Consider the following 17863-nt stretch of genomic DNA (forward strand, 5'->3'; position numbering starts at 1 on the left):
TTCGGTTAGCCTCACCTAAGTCTGGTCCCTTCGACGTCCTCCGCCCGGAGTGCGCCGACGGGTGCCACCGCACATCTGAACCACTGCCAGGGGGAGTTGTCGTTGTCCGTCGAATCCCGGGCGGTGCCGGTACAGCGGGAGAAGCACCCCGACGGCCCGCCCGTCGGCCCCGCCGCCTTACCCCGAGCGACCCGGGCGGGCGCCGCCGGACGGGGAGCCGGACTGCTCCTGGTCCTGCTCCTCCTCGTCCTGGTCGGACTCCTCAGCGTCTGGACCGGCACCAGGGGCATCCCCTTCACCGCCACCTGGAACGTCCTGTGGAATCCCGACGGTTCCGAGACCTCGGTGATCATCCACGACTACCGCGTCCCCCGGACCCTCCTCGGCGCCGTCATCGGCGCCGCCCTCGGTCTCTCCGGCGCCCTGATGCAGGCCCTCACCCGCAATCCGCTCGCCGACCCCGGACTCCTCGGCATCGGCCTCGGCTCGTCCGCCGGAGTCGTCGCCGCCATCTCCTTCCTCGGCATCGGCTCCCTGCTCGGCCAGTTGTGGTTCGCCTTCGCCGGAGCGGCCGTCGCCTCCGTCGTCGTCTACCTCCTGGGCACCTCCGGCCGGAAGGTCGCCACGCCCGACCGGCTGGTCGTCGCCGGAGCGGCCGTCACCGCGGTCCTCTACGCCTTCAACTCCGCCGTCCTGCTGCTGGACCCGAGGGCCTTCGACGAGTTCCGCTTCTGGACCGTGGGCTCCCTCGCCGGACGCTACTACGACGTCCTGCAGATCGTCCTGCCCTTCGTCGCCGTCGGCCTCGTCGTCGCCCTCGCCCTCACGCCCTCCCTCAACGCCCTGGCGCTCGGGGACCGCACGGGCCGCGCCCTGGGCGTCAACGTCGGCCGCACCCGGGCGCTCGGCGCCGCCGCGGTCGTCCTGCTGTGCGGCGCCGCCACCGCCGCCGCGGGCCCCATCGGCTTCGTCGGACTCGCCGTCCCGCACGTCGCCCGCTTCCTCGTCGGACCCGACCAGCGATGGGTCCTCGCCTACTCGGCGTTCATCGCCCCGGTGCTGCTCGTCGGCTCCGACGTCCTCGGCCGGGTGATCGGAGCCCCCGGTGAGATCCAGGTCGGGATCGTCACCGCGTTCCTCGGCGCCCCGCTGTTCCTCGCGCTCTGCCGCCGCCGGAAGCTGGTCATGCTGTGAGCCCCGTACGGAAGCCGCCCACCGCCGCGGAGCGCGATGCCCCGCCGCGCGTCGTCACCGGCATCGTCCTGCGCACCCGGCGCGGCCACTCGGTCCGTCTCCAGCGCCGCACCCTGGCCGTCACCGCCGTCCTCCTCGCCGCACTCGTGGCCGTCGCCGGGATCACCCTCACCACCGGCGACTTCGAGCTCACCGTCGGAGAGGTCGTCCAGGCGCTCCTCGGCAACGGCTCGGGCGCCGCCGACTTCATCGTGACCACCCTGCGGCTGCCCCGCCTGGTCACCGCCCTCTGCGTGGGCGCCGCGCTCGCCGTGAGCGGCGCCCTCCTCCAGAGCCTCACCGGCAACTCCCTCGGCAGCCCCGACGTCGTCGGCTTCACCAACGGCTCGGCCGTCGGCGCTCTCCTCGTCATCATCCTGTGGCACGGCAGCATGACCGAGATCGCGGTCGGCGCGCTGATCGGCGGACTCCTCACCGCGCTCGCCGTCCACCTCCTCATGGTCGGCCGGGGACTGCACGGCTTCCGGCTCGTCGTCACCGGCATCGGCGTCAGCGCCCTGCTCCTCTCCGTCAACTCGTACCTGATCACCAGGGCGACCTGGCAGGAAGCCCTCGAAGCGCAGACCTGGCTGATCGGCAGCCTCGGCAACCGTGGCTGGCAGCACGCGAACGCCATCGGGATCGCCGTCCTCGTCCTGCTGCCCCTGGCCTTCGGCCTCTCCCGCCGCCTGGCCATGGTGGAGATGGGCGACGTCACGGCGAACGCCCTCGGCGTCGGTGTGGCCCGCACCCGCACCGCCCTGCTCGTCGTCAGCGTGGCCCTGGCCGCCTTCGCCACCGCGGTCACCGGACCCATCTGGTTCATCGCCCTCGCCGCACCCCAGCTCGCCAGGAAGGCGACCCGCTCCCCGGGCCCCGCGCTGCTGCCGACCGCCCTCATGGGGGCGCTGCTGCTGACCGTCAGCGACGTGCTGGCCCAGCGGCTCTTCGCCCCCGCACTCCTCCCGGTGGGAACCGCGACCGGCACCATCGGCGGGCTCTACCTCATCTGGCTGCTGGTCTCCGAGTCACGAAAGAGCCGCGCATGACGACCACGAACCCTCCCGTCCACCGCCCCGCCCCCGACGCCCCGGCGGCGCCCGGCACCCCGGACGCCACCACCGCTCCGGCCGTGCCCGCCGCTCCGGCCGTGCCCGCCGCCCCTGCCGTGCCCGCCGCCCCGGCGGAGCCCGCCCGCCCGGCGGCCCGCCTGCGCGGCGAGGACCTCACCCTCTCCTACGATCGGCGGACGGTGGTGGCGGGCCTCGACGTCGAGATCCCCGACCGCTCCTTCACCGTCATCATCGGCCCCAACGCCTGCGGCAAGTCCACCCTGCTCACCGCGCTCGCCCGGATGCTGAAGCCCCGCACCGGCCAGGTCCATCTGGACGGCGCCGCCATCTCCTCGTACCGCTCCCGGGAGGTCGCGCGCAGGCTCGGACTCCTCCCGCAGACCTCGAACGCCCCCGGCGGCATCACCGTCGGCGACCTCGTGGCCCGGGGCCGCTTCCCCCACCAGGGCATCCTGAGGCAGTGGTCGGCCGAGGACGAGGAGGCCGTCGTCGCCGCCATGCGCCGCACCGGCGTCCTCGAACTCGCCGACCGGCCCGTCGACGACCTCTCCGGCGGCCAGCGCCAGCGCGTCTGGCTCGCCATGGTCCTCGCCCAGCAGACCCCGATCCTGCTCCTCGACGAACCCACCACGTACCTCGACATCGCCCACCAGGTCGAGGTCCTCGACCTGTGCGCGGGACTCAACTCCCGCGAGGGGCACACCGTCGTGGCCGTCCTCCACGACCTGAACCAGGCCTGCCGGTACGCCACCCACCTCATCGTGATGCGGCCGGGCGGCACCATCGCGGCCGAAGGGGACCCGAGGACGGTCATGACGGCGGAACTCGTCGAGGACGTCTTCGGACTGCCCTGCCGGATCATCCCCGACCCCGAGACCGGGACGCCCCTGATGGTGCCCGCCGCCCCCCGCTGGTACGCCCCCGCCGACCGGGCCCCGGTCCCGGCCACGACCGCCCCCTGACCCCGTGACCGCCCCGACGACGTCCGCGCCCCGGGTCCTGGGGGCCGCCACAGGTCCGCTCCCCCCGCCCTGGCGGTACGGCGGCGGGCCGTGTCTGTGGACCCTGCGGGTGGCCGAGCACACCGAGCGGGCCCGCCTCCGGGAGGACCTCCTCGATCCGGACGAACGGGCCCGCTGCCACGGCTTCGTACGGGCGGTCGACCGCGACCGGTACCGGGTCGGCCATGTCGTCCTGCGCGAACTGCTCGGCGCGTACCTGGACAGCGACCCGGCCGCCGTACGGCTGGTCCGTGAGCCGTGCCCCGGCTGCGGCGGCCCGCACGGACGCCCCGCCGTGGCGGGCGGCCCGCTCCACTTCTCGCTCTCGCACTCCGGCGGCGCCGTCCTCCTCGGCTTCGCGGACGTCCCGGTCGGCGTGGACGTCGAGACCGAACCCGACGCCGAAGCCACCGAGGACGTCACGGCCGTGCTGCACCCGGCCGAGCGCGCCGAACTCGCCGCCCTGCCCCCGGGGGACCGGCCGGGCGCGGTCGCCCGCTGCTGGGCGCGCAAGGAGTCGTACCTCAAGGGCGTCGGCATCGGCCTCGGCGAGGACCCGGCCCGCACCTATGTGGGCACGGGCCCCGCGCCGGGCGCCGTCCCCGGCTGGACCCTCACCGACGTCCCCGTCCTCCCGGGATACGCGGCGGCCTGCGCGGTCCGGACCCCCGGACCGCCGGCCGCCGCCCCTCAGACGCCGTCGAGGATCCCCGGCAGCGCCTCCACCAGCTCCTCGGCCTGACGCTCCGTCACCGTCAGCGGCGGGGCCAGTCGTACGGTCGCGGGGCCGACCGCGTTCACCAGGAAACCGGCCTCCTGCGCCACCTCCCGGACCCGCTCGGCGACCGGCTCGGTGAGGACGACACCGAGCAGCAGCCCCGCGCCCCGCACCTCGGCGACCAGCGGATGCCCGCACTTCTCCACCCCGCGCCGCAGCAGCTCGCCCACGCGGACGGTGTGGGCGAGCAGCCCCTCCGACGCGATGGTGTCCAGGACGGCGAGGCCCGCCGCGCAGGCCACCGGATTGCCGCCGAAGGTCGAGCCGTGCTGCCCCGGCCCGAGCAGCTCGGCCGCCGCGCCGAACGCCACGGCCGCACCGATCGGCAGCCCGCCGCCGAGGCCCTTGGCCAGGGTCACCACGTCCGGGTCCACCCCCGGTTCGGCCTGGTGCGCGAACCAGTGACCCGTCCGGCCGATCCCGGTCTGCACCTCGTCCAGGACGAGGAGGCTGCCGGTGGCCCGGGTCACCTCGCGGGCGGCCCGCAGATATCCCTCGGGCGCGGGCACCACGCCCGCCTCGCCCTGCACGGGCTCCACGAAGACCGCCGCCGTCTCCCGCGTCACGGCGGCGCGCAGCGCGGCCACGTCCCCGAAGGGCACGTGCGTCACCTCTCCGGGCAGCGGCAGGAACGGCTCGCGCTTCGCGGGCTGCCCGGTCAGCGCCAGGGCGCCCATGGTGCGCCCGTGGAAACCGCCCTCCATCGCCACGACATGGGTGCGCCCGGTGCGGCGGGCCGTCTTGAAGGCGGCTTCGGCCGCCTCCGCGCCGGAGTTGCAGAAGAACACCCGGCCGGGCCGTCCGAACAGCCTCAGCAGCCGTTCCGCCAGGGCGACCGGCGGTTCGGCCGCGAACAGGTTGGAGACATGGCCGAGCCGCCCGATCTGGGCGGAGACGGCCGCGACGACGGCGGGGTGGGCGTGGCCGAGGGTGTTGACGGCGATGCCACCGGTGAAGTCGGTGTACGGGCGCCCGGACTCGTCGTGGACCGTGCAGCCCGCCCCGTGCGCGAGGGCCAGCGGGGGCGTGCCGTAGGTGTCCGTCATGACGGACCGCCAGCGTGCGGTCAGGGGGGTCGTGGCGGTGCTCACGCGGGGACCTCCTCGTCGTCGGGCGCGGTGTCCGGCAGCACGGTGGTGCCCTGGTTCTCCTCGGTGAGGACGCCCCGCAGGACGGCGTGCGGGGTCCGTCCGTCGAGGACGTGGACCCGGCCCACCCCGGAGCGGACGGCCCGCAGACAGCCCTCCATCTTGGGCAGCATCCCCCCGGCGAGGCGCGGGAGCAGCGCGTCGAGCTGCCGGGCGGTGAGCCGGGGGATCACCTCGGTGCCGTGCGGCCAGTCAGCGCAGAGCCCGGGGACGTCCGTCAGCATCACGAGCCGGTCGGCGCCGAGGGCGACGGCGAGGGCGGAGGCCGCCAGGTCGGCGTTGACGTTGTAGACGTGCCCGTCGGCGCCGCGCGCCACCGGGGAGACCACGGGTATCCGCCCGCCGGACAGCAGGCCGCGTACGGTGTCGGGGGCCACGGCCACGATGTCGCCGACGAGCCCGATGTCCACGGTCCGGCCGTCCACCAGGGCCGGGCGCCGGACGGCGGTCAGGGTGTGCGCGTCCTCGCCGGACATGCCGACGGCGAAGGGGCCGTGGGCGTTGATGGCGCCGACCAGGTCGCGCTGCACCTGTCCGGTCAGCACCATGCGGACCACGTCCATGGCCTCGGGGGTGGTCACCCGCATACCGGCCTCGAAGCGGACCTCCAGGTCCAGCCGGTCGAGCATCGCGCTGATCTGCGGGCCGCCGCCGTGCACCACGACCGGGTGGAGCCCGGCGTGCCACAGCTCGACGACGTCCTGTGCGAACGAGCGCGTCAGGGCCGGGTCGACCAGGGTGGCGCCGCCGCACTTGACGACGACCGTGCGGCCCTTCAGCTCCTCGGACCAGGGCACGTCCCCGGCGGGGAGCGTCGTGGAGCCCGGTGCGCCGGGGGGCAGTGTCCCCGCCGCCCTCGGGCTCTCCGTGGTGCCCGTCGTGCCTGCCATCGTTGCCGTCCTCCCGGTCATGAGCTGTAGGCGCTGTTCTCGTGCACGTACGCGGCCGTCAGGTCGTTGGTCCAGATCTGCGCCGACGCGTCGCCCGCGCGCAGATCGACCGTGATGCCGACGTGGCGGCCCGTCAGGTCGACCTTCTCGCGGGGTTCCCCTGCGGCGCCGTTCCGGCAGACCCGGACGTCGTTGACGGACACGTCGATGCGGTCGGGGTCGAAGACGGCGTCGGTCGTGCCGATGGCGGAGAGCACCCGGCCCCAGTTGGGGTCCTCGCCGTGCAGCGCGCACTTGAGGAGGTTGTTGCGGGCGATCGAGCGGCCCACGGTGACGGCGTCCTCCTCGGACGCGGCGCCGACGACGGTCACCTCGATCTCCTTCGACGCCCCTTCGGCGTCGGCGATCAACTGGCGTGCCAGGTCCCGGCAGACGGCGTGCACCGCGTCGGTGAACTCCTCCTCCGCCGGGGTCGTTCCGGACGCGCCGGAGGCGAGCAGGAGGACGGTGTCGTTGGTGGACATGCAGCCGTCGGAGTCGACCCGGTCGAAGGTGGTGCGGACGCCCGCGCGGAGGGCCGCGTCGAGCATCCCCGCGTCGACGTCGGCGTCGGTGGTGAGGACGACGAGCATGGTGGCGAGGCCGGGGGCGAGCATCCCCGCGCCCTTCGCCATGCCGCCGACGGTCCAGCCGTCCCCGGTGGCCACGGCGGTCTTGGGCACCGAGTCGGTCGTCATGATCGCCCGTGCGGCGTCCAGGCCCCCGTCTGCGTGGAGGTGCCGCGCCGCGAGGCCGATCCCGGGCGTGACCCGGTCCATGGGGAGGGGGACGCCGATGAGCCCGGTCGAGCAGACGGCCACGTCCTCCGGGTCCGCGCCGACGGCGGACGCCGTGCGCTCGGCCATGGTCCGCGTGTCCTCGGCCCCGGCGGGGCCCGTACAGGCGTTGGCGCCACCGGAGTTGAGGACGACGGCGGTGAGCCTTCCGTCGGCGAGGGCCAGGCGGGACCAGCGGACGGGCGCCGCCTGTATCCGGTTCGAGGTGAAGACCCCGGCGGCGGCCGTCCCCGGTCCCTGGTTGACCACCAGGGCGAGGTCGGGCGCGCCGGAGGTCTTGATGCCTGCGGCGGTTCCGCTGGCGAGGAATCCTCGGGCGGCGGTCACGGTCACGGAGCCACTCCATTCACGGGCAGGCCGAGCTCTTCGGGCAGGCCCAGGGCGATGTTCATGCTCTGCACCGCTCCACCGGCGGTGCCCTTCGTCAGGTTGTCGAGCGCGCTCACACAGATGAGACGGCGGGCGGCCGGATCGACGGCGACCTGCACGTGCACGGTGTTGGACCCGAGCACCGCCGCCGTGGACGGCCACTGTCCCCTGGGCAGCAGCCGGACGAACGGTTCGTCCGCGTAGGCGGCCTCGAACACCTCGCGCACCTCGTCGAGTCCGCCGTCCGGAGCCACGTGCGGCCTGAGGCGGGCGGAACAGGTGGCGAGGATGCCCCGGGGCATGGGGGCGAGCGTCGGGGTGAAGGACACGGTGACGTGCTCGCCCGCCGCCAGGGACAGGTTCTGGACGAGTTCGGGGGTGTGCCGGTGGCCGCCGCCGACGCCGTACGGGGTCATGGACCCCATCACCTCGGCGCCGAGCAGGTGGGGCTTGGCCGTCCGTCCGGCCCCCGAGGTCCCGCTGGCCGCCACCACGACGACCTCGGGTTCGACGAGGGGGGCGGTGTGGGCGGGCAGGAGCGCCAGGGTGACGGCGGTGGGGTAGCACCCCGGTACGGCGATGCGCGTCGCTCCCTTCAACTCGTCGCGGGCGCCGGGGAATTCGGGCAGGCCGTACGGCCAGGTCCCGGCGTGCGCGGTGCCGTAGAAGTGTGTCCAGGCCGCCGGGTCACGGAGCCGGAAGTCCGCCCCGCAGTCCACGACGAGCGTGTCGGCCCCCAACTGCCCGGCGAGCGCGGCCGACTGGCCGTGCGGCAGGGCGAGGAGGACGACGTCGTGGCCGTGGAGGGTGTCCGCGGAGGTCTCCGCGAGTGTCCGGTCGGCGAGCGCGGACAGTTGGGGCTGGACCCGGCCGAGGGGGAGCCCGGCGCTGCTGTGCCCGGTGAGGGTGCCGATGTCGACTTCGGGGTGGGAGGCGAGCAGACGGAGGATCTCCCCGCCGGCGTATCCACTGGCTCCGGCCACCGCGACCCGTAAGGTCATGTTCTTCCGTCTCTCCTGGTGCGTGGGGACGTGACGAACGCCGGGCGAGGACGTCCCGGACCGGCGCACGAGAACTTAACTTAGCCTAACCTAAGTGACCATGACGAGGGGTTGGCCGGAGACCGTTCGCCACCGGGGACGAACGGACCTCGTCCGAAGGCCGGAAGGGCACGCCCGCCAGGAGGCCGGAAGGGCTCGCCCGTTCGTGGGCCGGAAGGGCACGCCCTTTCGTGGGTCGGAAGGGCTCGCCGGATAAGGGCGTACGGCCGGAGAGGGCCGTACGGTCAGCCGAGGGCCTCCCACGCCGACCTCAGCCCGTCCAGCCACACCGGCGGCAGCTCGGCGGCGTCCCACTCCTCCCGCAGCGCCGACGGCGCCGCCGCCAGCCGTTCGAGCACGGCGACACCGGTGGGGGAGTGGATCAGGGAGTAACGCCCGTGGACCGCGATCGGGGCGCCGGGCCCGTACCGCGCGTACAGCCGCTCGAGACGCGCCCGGTGGGCCGACGCGAACTCCCCGAGCACCCCCGGGTATCCGGCCCGCCGCCGGGGGTCCATCGTCCGCAGGACCGCGCCCAGCACCTGCTCCGTGACCTCCGGATCCAGCTCGGAGACCTCGCTGAACGAGAGGTACAGCGGCGTCACCGCCACCTTCGCCCGCTCCATCTCCGCCCGCCGGACGGGGGAGCGCGCCCCGGCCGGGTCCTCCCCGGGACCGGCGGTGACGGCCCGCAGGAGCGCCTGTTCGGCGATCCCGCCGAGCACCTCCGACACGCTCCGGGCGCCCCCGGACCACCCGGCCGCGTACTCCTCGCCCCGGTCCTCGGACGCCGTCCGCCCGGCCTCCAGGTGCGCGAGGACCTCCGTGTGCGCGAGCGCCAGGGCACCGGCCTCGACGAGCCCGATCAGCTCCTCCGCGTCCCCGGTGTAGACCCCCGCGCGGGCCAGCAGTTGGAGCAGCGTCCGCTTCGCGTTGAGGACGCTTGCCTCGTCGAGCCGCGGCCGTCCCTCGTCGGCGGTGTCCATGGGGGTCCTCCTCGTCGTACGGGCCGCGCGGGCGCGGAACGCTCCGTCGGAGCCTACGCAACGCCCCCGGCCGGGGGACCCCCATCCCCCGCCGTTCAGCGAGTCGACCGCCGGACACCACCCGTCCGTCCCCGGGTGGCACGCCGCCGCTTGACCTTGACACGATGACAAGGTCTTCACTGAGGCCGAGGAGGTGGTTCGGACATGACCACGCAGAAACAGGACACCGGGACGGAGCGGGCCCTCCGGGCCCTGCGCGCCCTGACGGACGACCGCCCGTCCGTACGGCTGAGGGCGGCCCTGGAGATCGGCACCCGACCCGACCCGGGACACGTCGGCGCCCTCGTCGAACGGTGCGCCGTCGAGCCCGAGTTCTCCGTCCGCGAGATGCTCACCTGGGCGCTCACCCGCCTTCCGGCCGGTACGACCGTCCCGCCGCTGATCGACGAGGTCCGCTCGGAGCTCCCCCAGGCACGGAGCCAGGCCCTGCACACCCTGTCCAAGGTCGGGGACCCGCGCGCCTGGCCCGCGATCACCCCGGAACTCCTCGCCGACCCCGACGACGAGGTCGCCCGGAGCGCCTGGCGCGCCGCGGTCGCCCTCGTCCCCGAGGGGGAGGAGCTGCGGCTCGCCACGGCCCTCGCCACCCAGCTGGGACGGGGCGGGCGGGAGACCCGGCTCAGCCTCAGCCGGGCGCTGATCGCCCTCGGGGAGGTCATCGTGCCCGTCCTGGACGGGGCCGCCGCCCGTCCCGACCCCGCCGTGCGCGCCCACGCCATCGCCACGGGACGGCTGCTGCGCGACCCCGACGAGGGCTTCGAGTTCGCCGTCGAACAGGCCAAGCGCGTCGTCGCGCTCGGCGGGGCGGGCCCGGGGGAGGAGTAGCCCGTGCGCATCGGCGAGGTCGCCAGAAGGTCCGGAGTCAGCGCCCGGATGCTCCGGCACTACGAGTCCCTCGGTCTGGTCCGGCCCGCCGCCCGCACCGGCGCGGGCTACCGGGAGTACTCCACCGAGGACATCCGGCGCGTCTTCCACATCGAGAGCCTGCGTTCGCTCGGGCTCTCGCTGCGGGAGGTCGCCTCGGCCCTGGACGACCCCGGCTTCACCCCCGCCGGACTCGTCGACGACCTGGTCCGCCGGACCAGGGAACGCATCGCGGCGGAGACCGCGCTGCTCACCCGGCTCGGCCGGATCGGCGCGGCGGAACCGGCCGACTGGGGGGACGTCCTCCAGGTCGTCGCCCTCCTCCGGGAGCTGGGCGCGGAGAGCGCGGGCAGACGCCAGCGCGCCGCCCTCTCCGCCCCGGAGAAGGCCCCCGTGCCGGTGAGGACGCTGGTCGAGGCGGTCCTGGGCGAAGCGGACGCGAACGTGGCCGGGGCCCTGCGCTGGGCCCTGGCCCGCGCGGACCAGGACGCCACCGCCCTGCTGGCCGAGGCGCTCGACGCGCCCGACGCGGAGGTGCGCGGGCGGGCCGTCCTGGCCCTCGCCGAACTACCCACGAAGGAGGCGACGGCTCGCCTGCGGGACGCTCTCGCCGACCCCGACCCGGTGGTCCGCCGACGCGCGGCACCGGCACTCGCGGCGCGCGGGGTCACCGGGGCGGTCCCGACCCTGGTCGACATGGTCGTGGAGGCGGTCAACGACGTGGAGGCGGCCGACGCGCTGAGCGCGCTCGCGTCCCGCCCGGCCCTCGCGGAGCGCGTCACGGGACTGCTCGTGGAGCGGCTCGCCCCCGGCCCGGCCGGGGCGGCCGTGCGACGGCGGCTGGCCCAGGCGCTCGCGGGCATCCCCGGGGACGCGGCCGAACGGGCGCTCCGGGACCTGTCCGCCGACGAGGACCGTGGTGTCGCGCTCACCGCGAGCTACGTCCTGACGCTGCGGCAGGAGGGCTGAGGGACCCCCGGACCGCGCCCGGACCGGGGGAGGACCGGACGCGACCGGGGGTGGCCGGGACCGGCTGGGGGAGACCGGTTCCGGCGGGGCGGCGGCCCGGATCACGGGGCCGCCTGGCTCGTGGGGAGAGGGCGGGCTCGTACGTCCCCGGCGGGGGCGGCCGGGGTACGACCCGCGTACGGCCCGGAGGGCGACAGCGGCCGGACGATCTCCACGGACCGCCGGGAGCGCGGGAGCGGCCGTCCGGGGAGATGCCGGGGGCGGGGGAGGGGCACCGGTCCCGTACGGAGCGGCCGGGGGACCGGCTCCGCACGGACCCGGGCCCGTCATGGGGACGGCCCGTGGGTACCCGCCGGGGAGGACCGCTCCGCCGTGCTCAGTCCCGGTACACGCGTAACGTCGCCACCTCGTACGACATCTCCGTCGTCCCGGGGTCGGGGGCCGGGTGGTAGCGGCCCGCGCAGACCGAGAGGTTCACGATGAGGTAGGCCCGCCACGAGCGGCCCACTCCGCGCCGGTCGTCGAAGGCCCGCACACCGTTCACCCACCACACGACGTTCCGCGAGCCGAAGTCGATCCGCAGGTCGATCCACGCCCCGGGGCGGACCTCGGGGGTGCGGAAGTACTGGTAGCGGCCCTTGATCCGGTTCGACAGTTCGAGCAGGTCCGGGTTGTCCGGGTGGTACTCGAAGACGTCGACCTCCTGCCCGCCGTCGAGCCAGGTCCAGATCGCGGGCCAGGCCCCGGTCTCCTCCGGCAGCCGCACCCGCGCCTCCAGGGTGTCGCCCGCCCGCACCTGGAAGCCTTCCGCACTGCCCTCCGTGGTGAGCAGCCCGGTGTCCCAGTAGCCGTCGGACCTCGGGGTGGCGCGGAAGAGCCCCGTCCGGCTGTACGCGGGGTCCTCCACGAGGTGGTCCAGCTTGTTGTCCCCGGGATTGGTCGGGCCCCCGCCGGGATACGCCCACGACCGGCCGGCCGTCCACTGCCCGGTGGAGGAGAAGTCCGCGTCGAGGACGAGCTGCCCCGGTGTCCGGGGAGGCCCGGGGCTGCTGGTGCCTTCGCGCCCGCCGGGGGGAACGGCACCGCGTCTCAACAACCGGTCGAGAAGGTCGGACAGCACGGCACACTCCTTTCGCGCGGGCAATCAGGGGCCCATGGGCGATCTGCCCCACCCTGTCCCACGTATGCGCGGAGCGTGTCCGGTTGGCGACAAGTCGTCACATTCCCTGCTCGGAGGCACGGGATGCGTGAGGGGGTGCGATCCTTTCGGCCTCGTGGCCCCGGCTCGGAAGGGGCTACCGGTCGAGGTGCCCGACCTGCCTCGGGCGCCGCGCCGTGGACGTACGCCCCGAAGGCCCGTGAACGGTCGCACGAGGGACGGGTCGGCGGACGGGCGGTGACCCTCCCCGCGCGACGGCCCACGGACGCGACCGGGCCCACGGACCCGACTTGGGCCACGGGCCCGCCCTCGCATGAGGACGCGCGCCCGCTCACCCCGGCCCCGCCCCGTCGCGCGACCATGACCGCCGAGGCCCCGGCGAGCGCCCCAGGATGCGGCACGACACCGACCTCCAGTCACGGCCACCGCGCCCGCCCCCGCCCCCGTTGCCACGCCACGGTCCGAGCGTCACCGAGGCCGCCGCCGCGACCCCGGGCCCCGGGCCCCGGCCACGGCAGTGCCCACCGGATGAGGAGACCGGCCCTGGTGTGGACGGCCGAAGGGGTGCTGCCCGCCCCGCAGTTGTCCGTCGCGAAGACCGAGACGTAGGTGACCATCGTGTCGAGCCGCCCCGCGCCCGGTCGCCCCCGCACCCAATCACCCCCGCGCCCGGTCGCCCCGCATCCGGTCGCCCCCGCGACCGTCACCGGACAGGCCGTCGGTCACCTGTCCCGGACCCGCCCCGGGGGCCCTGCCCGTGATGGCCCATGGTTCCTCTCCCCGCCCCGCGCCGTCGTGCTGTGGTGTCACGGTGGGAGCGGGCCGAGTCGCCGGGGAACGGGCACGGGCACTCGACCCGGGGCGGCGGGCGCGACGATCCCCGCCCCGGCTCGTTGACCCCGCCATGAAGAACCTCATCCCCCGCCGCTTCCGCCTTCTAGCGACCTCCCTCGCGGCCCTCCTCCTCGGCATCACCGGCGCGCAGAGCACCTACGCGAGCCCCGTCCTGCCCGGCTGCCCCGCCGGAGAGATCTTCGCCACCGACAACACCGCGATCATCACCGACCCGGACGACCCCCGGCTCACGACCCGGCTGCGCCACTTCGAGCACGAGGTGCGGGGGATCATCCGCGCCCACGGCGCACGGCCCGGCGGGTCGACGCTCCTCGACGGCGTGTTCTGGTCCGAGGAGCTGAAGCGCACGACCTACGAGCGGTCGCGCGAGTTCGACGTGAACCGGGCGGGCCCCGACTCCCTGCGCCACATCGCGGCCGTCATCGCCAAGCGGTACCACCAGGAGGCCGTGCTCACCTTCCGCTGCCTGCCCCGTACGTCCCCGGAGACCGACGCCGTGGAGATCGAGGTGCCCGGCGTCCGGGCCGCCGACCTGCGCGCGGGCCTGCTCGCGGACCCGGAGGTCCGGGAGAGGCTCGGAGGCGGCTCGGTCACCCTCGACGGACACCTCGTCCTCGTCGCGCCGCTCGCCGACCTGCCGCTGGCGCGCGACTTCACGGTGTCCCTGGGTGCGGACTGGGGACAGGCTGAAATCCGTTACGGCGACCGGGAGTTCGTGGGCTGACCCGGACGGCGGCGGACGGCGGTCCGGGACGGCGGCGCCGGAATCCACCGGCCCCGGAGGCCCCTTGCCCCGGCGCGGATGATCAAGTAGCGTCCTCGTCATGAACACCGGACCGGCGCAGCGACGCCACTCCCAGACGGGCCATCCGGTGGACGACTGACCGCTCGGCGGGTGCCTCTCCGGCACCCCCGTGGTTCGGGGCGCGGACCTCCCCGGTGCACGAGCACCGCGAGTTCCGTCCCACCGAGACCACAGCGAGGTCGTCCCCATGGCAGTCACCTTCAACCACACCATCATCGCGGCAGTGGACCGCGAGGAATCGGCCCGGTTCTTCCGGGAGTTGCTCGAACTCCCGGAAGCACCCTCCTGGGGCCCCTTCCTCAACGTCCAGCTCTCCGACGGCGTGCTTATCCAGTTCGCCGAGCCGCCGGTCGAGATCCAGATGCAGCACTACGCGTTCCTCGTCGACGACGAACTGTTCGAGCGGGCCTACGCGCGCCTCCGCGAACAGGGCGTCGAGCACTGGGCCGACCCGCAGATGCGGCGCCCCGGTGAGACCAACACCGAACACGGCGGCAGGGGCGTCTACTTCAAGGATCCCGCGGGCCATGCCTTCGAGCTGATCACCCGGCCCTACCTGTAGGCCGGTTCCGCCGGTCCGTCCCGCCCCCGGGGCGAGGACGGCGGCGCACCGGCCGGTGGCGGCCCCGTCACCCTGGGCGGCGGGGCCCTGCCGGGCGCAAGTCCCTCATGTAGAAGACCTTGTCGTAACGGCGTTCCCCCACGGCGACGAACGCGGGCAGTCGCCCGTACTCGCTGAAGCCCAACGACCGGTAGAGGCGCAGGGCGTGGGTGTTGTCACCACGGGCGTCCAGGGTGAGCACCTCGATCCCCGCCCGTCCGGCATCGGAGATCAGGGCGGCGGTGAGCGCCCGGCCCACGCCGAGACCCTGGGCGGCGGGGTCCACCGCGATCTTCTCCAGATCGGCGTGCGGACGATGGGTCGGCCGGGTGTGGCGGAGCCAGTACCCGAGCCCGACCGGCCGCCCGCCGAGGTACGCGGCGCGCAGCGCCCCGTCACCGGCCCGCGCCGAGGAGAGGGCATGACCGAGGAGGTCCGCCACCTCGTCGGGGGAGGGCGGTTCGACCCAGCCGAGCGCGGCGCCTCCACGGACCAGGTCCGCCAGGACGCGGTGGGCCGATTCCGTGAACCGGGCCCAGCGGTCCGGGTCGGACGCCAGCTCCTCCGGTCCGAGGAGGACGGGCTCGTCGGCTCCACCACTGATCATGGCCGTGTTCATGACCAGCAGCCTAACCGGCTCGCACCGGGGTGGAGTCCTGCCGTCCCGGGGACCGTCGGCGGGCGAACTCGCGGGCCACCATGAGACTCCCGCGCACCCCCGGGTCCCGCCGAGGCGTGTCGACGTGCCGGGCACCCCGCGCGGACCGGGGTTGGTGCACGATCCGCCGGAGGACGCCCCCACGCGAGCTGAGCCCGGCTTGGCCCCGATCTCCGATCCGCTGGAGGCCCCCACGCGCGCGTACCGAGCGGAACGGCGCCGGGCTCCGGACTCCCGGCGCCGGGCACGGCCCGCCGGGGCTCCGGACGTGTCCGCCGGGCGGTCCGCGTCCGTCCGTCACCTGTGCCCGCCCCTTCCGCGCTCCGAGGCGTCCCGCCCGCCCGGGGCATCCGCGCGCCGGGCCGCTCACGCGCGTCCGGCGGCCTTCTGGCTCCGGCGGGAGACGGAGTCGACGACCACGGCGGCCAGCAGCACCGAACCCGTGATCATGAACTGCACGGCATTGCTCACCCCCATGATGTTCATGCCCGACTGGATCGACCCGATCACCAGCGCGCCGAGCAGCGCGGACCACACGGAACCACGGCCGCCGAACAGGCTCGTGCCGCCGATGACGGCCGCGGCGATCACGTTCATCAGCAGATTGCCGCCGCCGGACGTCTGGCTCGCCGACTGGATCTGCCCCGCGAGGAAGACACCGCCGACCGCCGCCATCGTCCCGGCGATCGAGAAGACGCTCATCCGGACGAACGGCACGCTGATGCCGGCCCGGCGGGCACCCTCGATGCTGCCGCCGACCGCGAAGATCCGGCGCCCGTACACGGTCCGCCGTAGCACGAAGTCCAGCAGCACCAGCACGACCAGGAAGATCAGCAGGGCCAGCGGCAGCCCCTGGTAGCGGTTGAGGACGTACGCGGCGGCGAAGGCGGGCACGGCGAGCGCCAGGGTGCGCAGCACGATCTCGGTGACCGGCCGGGACGGCACCCCGGCCGCCCCGCGCCGCGCCGCGTCCAGCAGCGAGGAGGCCAGGAAGAGCCCGACCCCCACGGCGGCCGTCGCATAGGCGACGACCGGACTGCCGTACATCGTCGAGTACAGCCGGGAGACGATGCTGTCCTCGGGGATGTTCACCGTGCCGCTGCTGCCGAGCACCTGGAGCATCAGACCGTTCCAGGCCAGGTTCCCGGCCAGGGTGACGACGAAGGCCGGGACGCCGACCTCGGCGAAGAAGAAGCCGTGGATCAGGCCGACGACGGCACCGCCCGCGACGGCGACGAGGAGCGCCAGCCACTGGTTCATCCCGTTCAGGACGTTGAGCACGGCGAAGATCGCCGCGCACAGACCGCTGACCGAACCGACGGACAGGTCGATCTCGCCGAGCAGCAGGACGAAGACGATGCCGACGGCGATCATGCCGGTGCCGACGATCTGCTGGCTGAGGTCGGACAGGTTCTGCGCCGACAGGAAGGCGTTGTTCAGGCTGCCGAACACCGTCCAGATGATGGCGACGGCCAGGACCACGGGCAGCGAGCCCAGCTCTCCGCTCCGCAGCCTGCGCCGGAACTCCCGCGCGTACCCCCTGATCCCCTCCTCGCGGACGAGGAGCCGGGTGTCGACGGCGGGTACCGCGCCGGGCGCCGGTTCCCGGCCCGCCCCGCCGGAGCCGTCGGCCGCCCTGTCCCTGTCCCGGCCCCGGTCCCGTCTCATCGCTCCTCCCGCCTACGGGCCTCACGGCGGGTGACGGCGCTCTCGGTGGCCCCGGTGATGGCCGAGACGATCTCCTCCGAGGTCGTGGACCGCCGGTCGAAGAGACCGTTGTTCCGGCCCAGGCGCAGCACGGCGATCCGGTCGGCGACCGCCATCACGTCCACCATGCTGTGGCTGATCAGGATCGTCCCCAGGCCCCGCTCGCGGAGGCGTTCCACCAGGTCGAGGACCTCTGCGGTCTGCTCCACGCCCAGGGCGGCGGTGGGCTCGTCCAGGATCACCACCTTCGGCGAGCCGAGCAGCGAACGCGCGATCGCCACCGTCTGGCGCTGGCCGCCCGACAGCGAGGCGACGGGTACGTGGACGCTCGGGATGCGGATCGACAGCGTGTCGAGCAGCTCCCGCGCCCGCTGGTCCATACGGACCTCGTCGAGCACGCCGAAACGGCGCGGCTCCCGCCCCAGGAACAGATTGGCGACCACGTCGAGGTTGTCGCAGAGAGCCAGGTCCTGGTAGACGGTGGCGATGCCCAGGCCCTGGGCGTCGTGCGGCCGGCCGATCGAGACCGGCCGCCCCTCCCACGCGATGACGCCCTCGTCGGGCGGACCGACCCCGGCGACCGCCTTGACCACCGTGGACTTCCCGGCGCCGTTGTCGCCGACGAGCGCGACCACCTCACCGGCGTTCACGTCCAGGTCGACGTCCCGCAGCGCCTGGACCGCGCCGAACCGTTTGGACACCCCCCGGAGACTGAGCACGGGTGACTCCGGCAACGGAACCGCCTCCTCCGCTCGCCCGCCCGTACGGCCCCGGCCCCGTCCCTCGGGGGACGGCGCGGGCCGGGTGCCGGGGCGGGACCCGCCTTCGGGC

General features: G+C 74.5%; 17 protein-coding genes. 8 read left to right on the plus strand and 9 right to left on the minus strand.

Features of this window, described 5'->3' with window-relative positions; translation table 11 throughout:
- Nucleotides 1-123: 123 nt before the first annotated feature.
- The 4 genes from ACFXGN_RS28835 to ACFXGN_RS28850 are packed head-to-tail and all read left to right on the plus strand — an operon-like array spanning nucleotide 124 to nucleotide 4049.
- Nucleotides 124-1194 (plus strand): FecCD family ABC transporter permease, encoded by a 1071-nt coding sequence (locus ACFXGN_RS28835; protein WP_384864791.1) that lies wholly within the window; start codon nucleotides 124-126, stop codon nucleotides 1192-1194.
- The gene (locus ACFXGN_RS28840) at nucleotides 1191-2282 is read left to right on the plus strand and encodes a FecCD family ABC transporter permease (protein ID WP_384864744.1); all 1092 of its coding nucleotides are present in this window, start codon (nucleotides 1191-1193) and stop codon (nucleotides 2280-2282) included. The genes ACFXGN_RS28835 and ACFXGN_RS28840 overlap by 4 nt, the downstream gene beginning before the upstream one ends.
- Complete coding sequence (locus ACFXGN_RS28845) at nucleotides 2279-3268, plus strand: ABC transporter ATP-binding protein (RefSeq protein ID WP_384864746.1); 990 nt, start codon at nucleotides 2279-2281, stop codon at nucleotides 3266-3268. The genes ACFXGN_RS28840 and ACFXGN_RS28845 overlap by 4 nt, the downstream gene beginning before the upstream one ends.
- Before the next feature lie 4 nt (nucleotides 3269-3272).
- Nucleotides 3273-4049 (plus strand): 4'-phosphopantetheinyl transferase family protein, encoded by a 777-nt coding sequence (locus tag ACFXGN_RS28850; protein WP_384864748.1) that lies wholly within the window; start codon nucleotides 3273-3275, stop codon nucleotides 4047-4049.
- Here ACFXGN_RS28850 and ACFXGN_RS28855 read toward each other — a convergent pair.
- From ACFXGN_RS28855 to ACFXGN_RS28875, 5 genes are all read right to left on the minus strand, one after another.
- Nucleotides 3998-5131, minus strand: coding sequence for an acetylornithine transaminase (locus ACFXGN_RS28855; protein WP_384864793.1), 1134 nt, complete (start codon nucleotides 5129-5131; stop codon nucleotides 3998-4000). The two genes, ACFXGN_RS28850 and ACFXGN_RS28855, sit on opposite strands and share 52 nt — an antisense overlap.
- Before the next feature lie 41 nt (nucleotides 5132-5172).
- The gene (argB, locus tag ACFXGN_RS28860; RefSeq protein WP_384864749.1) at nucleotides 5173-6123 is read right to left on the minus strand and encodes an acetylglutamate kinase; all 951 of its coding nucleotides are present in this window, start codon (nucleotides 6121-6123) and stop codon (nucleotides 5173-5175) included.
- Nucleotides 6124-6140: 17 nt separating this feature from the next.
- Nucleotides 6141-7292 (minus strand): bifunctional glutamate N-acetyltransferase/amino-acid acetyltransferase ArgJ, encoded by a 1152-nt coding sequence (gene argJ / locus ACFXGN_RS28865; RefSeq protein ID WP_384864751.1) that lies wholly within the window; start codon nucleotides 7290-7292, stop codon nucleotides 6141-6143.
- Nucleotides 7289-8329, minus strand: coding sequence for an N-acetyl-gamma-glutamyl-phosphate reductase (gene argC, locus ACFXGN_RS28870; RefSeq protein WP_384864753.1), 1041 nt, complete (start codon nucleotides 8327-8329; stop codon nucleotides 7289-7291). Before argC ends, argJ begins: the two co-directional genes overlap by 4 nt.
- A 284-nt stretch (nucleotides 8330-8613) precedes the next feature.
- Nucleotides 8614-9354: a hypothetical protein gene (locus tag ACFXGN_RS28875; RefSeq protein WP_384864754.1), complete on the minus strand. Its 741-nt coding sequence runs from the start codon at nucleotides 9352-9354 to the stop codon at nucleotides 8614-8616.
- Between the two features lie 204 nt (nucleotides 9355-9558).
- On the opposite strand from ACFXGN_RS28875, the gene ACFXGN_RS28880 reads away from it, so the two are divergent.
- Together ACFXGN_RS28880 and ACFXGN_RS28885 are read left to right on the plus strand one after the other, a co-directional pair.
- Entirely contained in the window at nucleotides 9559-10239 is a 681-nt protein-coding gene (locus ACFXGN_RS28880; RefSeq protein WP_384864756.1) for a HEAT repeat domain-containing protein, read from the plus strand.
- 3 nt (nucleotides 10240-10242) lie between these two features.
- Entirely contained in the window at nucleotides 10243-11247 is a 1005-nt protein-coding gene (locus ACFXGN_RS28885; protein ID WP_384864758.1) for a MerR family transcriptional regulator, read from the plus strand.
- Between the two features lie 376 nt (nucleotides 11248-11623).
- On the opposite strand, the gene ACFXGN_RS28890 is transcribed toward ACFXGN_RS28885, so the two are convergent.
- Complete coding sequence (locus ACFXGN_RS28890) at nucleotides 11624-12367, minus strand: beta-glucanase (protein WP_384864760.1); 744 nt, start codon at nucleotides 12365-12367, stop codon at nucleotides 11624-11626.
- 943 nt (nucleotides 12368-13310) lie between these two features.
- On the opposite strand from ACFXGN_RS28890, the gene ACFXGN_RS28895 reads away from it, so the two are divergent.
- Both ACFXGN_RS28895 and ACFXGN_RS28900 read left to right on the plus strand, forming a co-directional pair.
- Nucleotides 13311-13985 carry a hypothetical protein gene (locus ACFXGN_RS28895; protein WP_384864761.1) on the plus strand — a complete coding sequence of 225 codons (675 nt, stop codon included), beginning with the start codon at nucleotides 13311-13313 and terminating at the stop codon, nucleotides 13983-13985.
- A 268-nt stretch (nucleotides 13986-14253) separates the two neighbouring features.
- Nucleotides 14254-14628 (plus strand): VOC family protein, encoded by a 375-nt coding sequence (locus tag ACFXGN_RS28900; protein ID WP_384864763.1) that lies wholly within the window; start codon nucleotides 14254-14256, stop codon nucleotides 14626-14628.
- Nucleotides 14629-14695: 67 nt separating this feature from the next.
- Here ACFXGN_RS28900 and ACFXGN_RS28905 read toward each other — a convergent pair whose 3' ends face one another.
- From ACFXGN_RS28905 to ACFXGN_RS28915, 3 genes are all read right to left on the minus strand, one after another.
- Complete coding sequence (locus tag ACFXGN_RS28905) at nucleotides 14696-15286, minus strand: GNAT family N-acetyltransferase (RefSeq protein WP_384864765.1); 591 nt, start codon at nucleotides 15284-15286, stop codon at nucleotides 14696-14698.
- Nucleotides 15287-15691: 405 nt separating this feature from the next.
- Nucleotides 15692-16993: a sugar ABC transporter permease gene (locus tag ACFXGN_RS28910; RefSeq protein ID WP_384864767.1), complete on the minus strand. Its 1302-nt coding sequence runs from the start codon at nucleotides 16991-16993 to the stop codon at nucleotides 15692-15694.
- The gene (locus ACFXGN_RS28915) at nucleotides 16990-17766 is read right to left on the minus strand and encodes an ATP-binding cassette domain-containing protein (RefSeq protein WP_384864769.1); all 777 of its coding nucleotides are present in this window, start codon (nucleotides 17764-17766) and stop codon (nucleotides 16990-16992) included. Before ACFXGN_RS28915 ends, ACFXGN_RS28910 begins: the two co-directional genes overlap by 4 nt.
- Nucleotides 17767-17863: the final 97 nt, after the last annotated feature.

The organism is Streptomyces sp. NPDC059247, from assembly GCF_042754005.1.
Classification (GTDB): domain Bacteria; phylum Actinomycetota; class Actinomycetes; order Streptomycetales; family Streptomycetaceae; genus Streptomyces.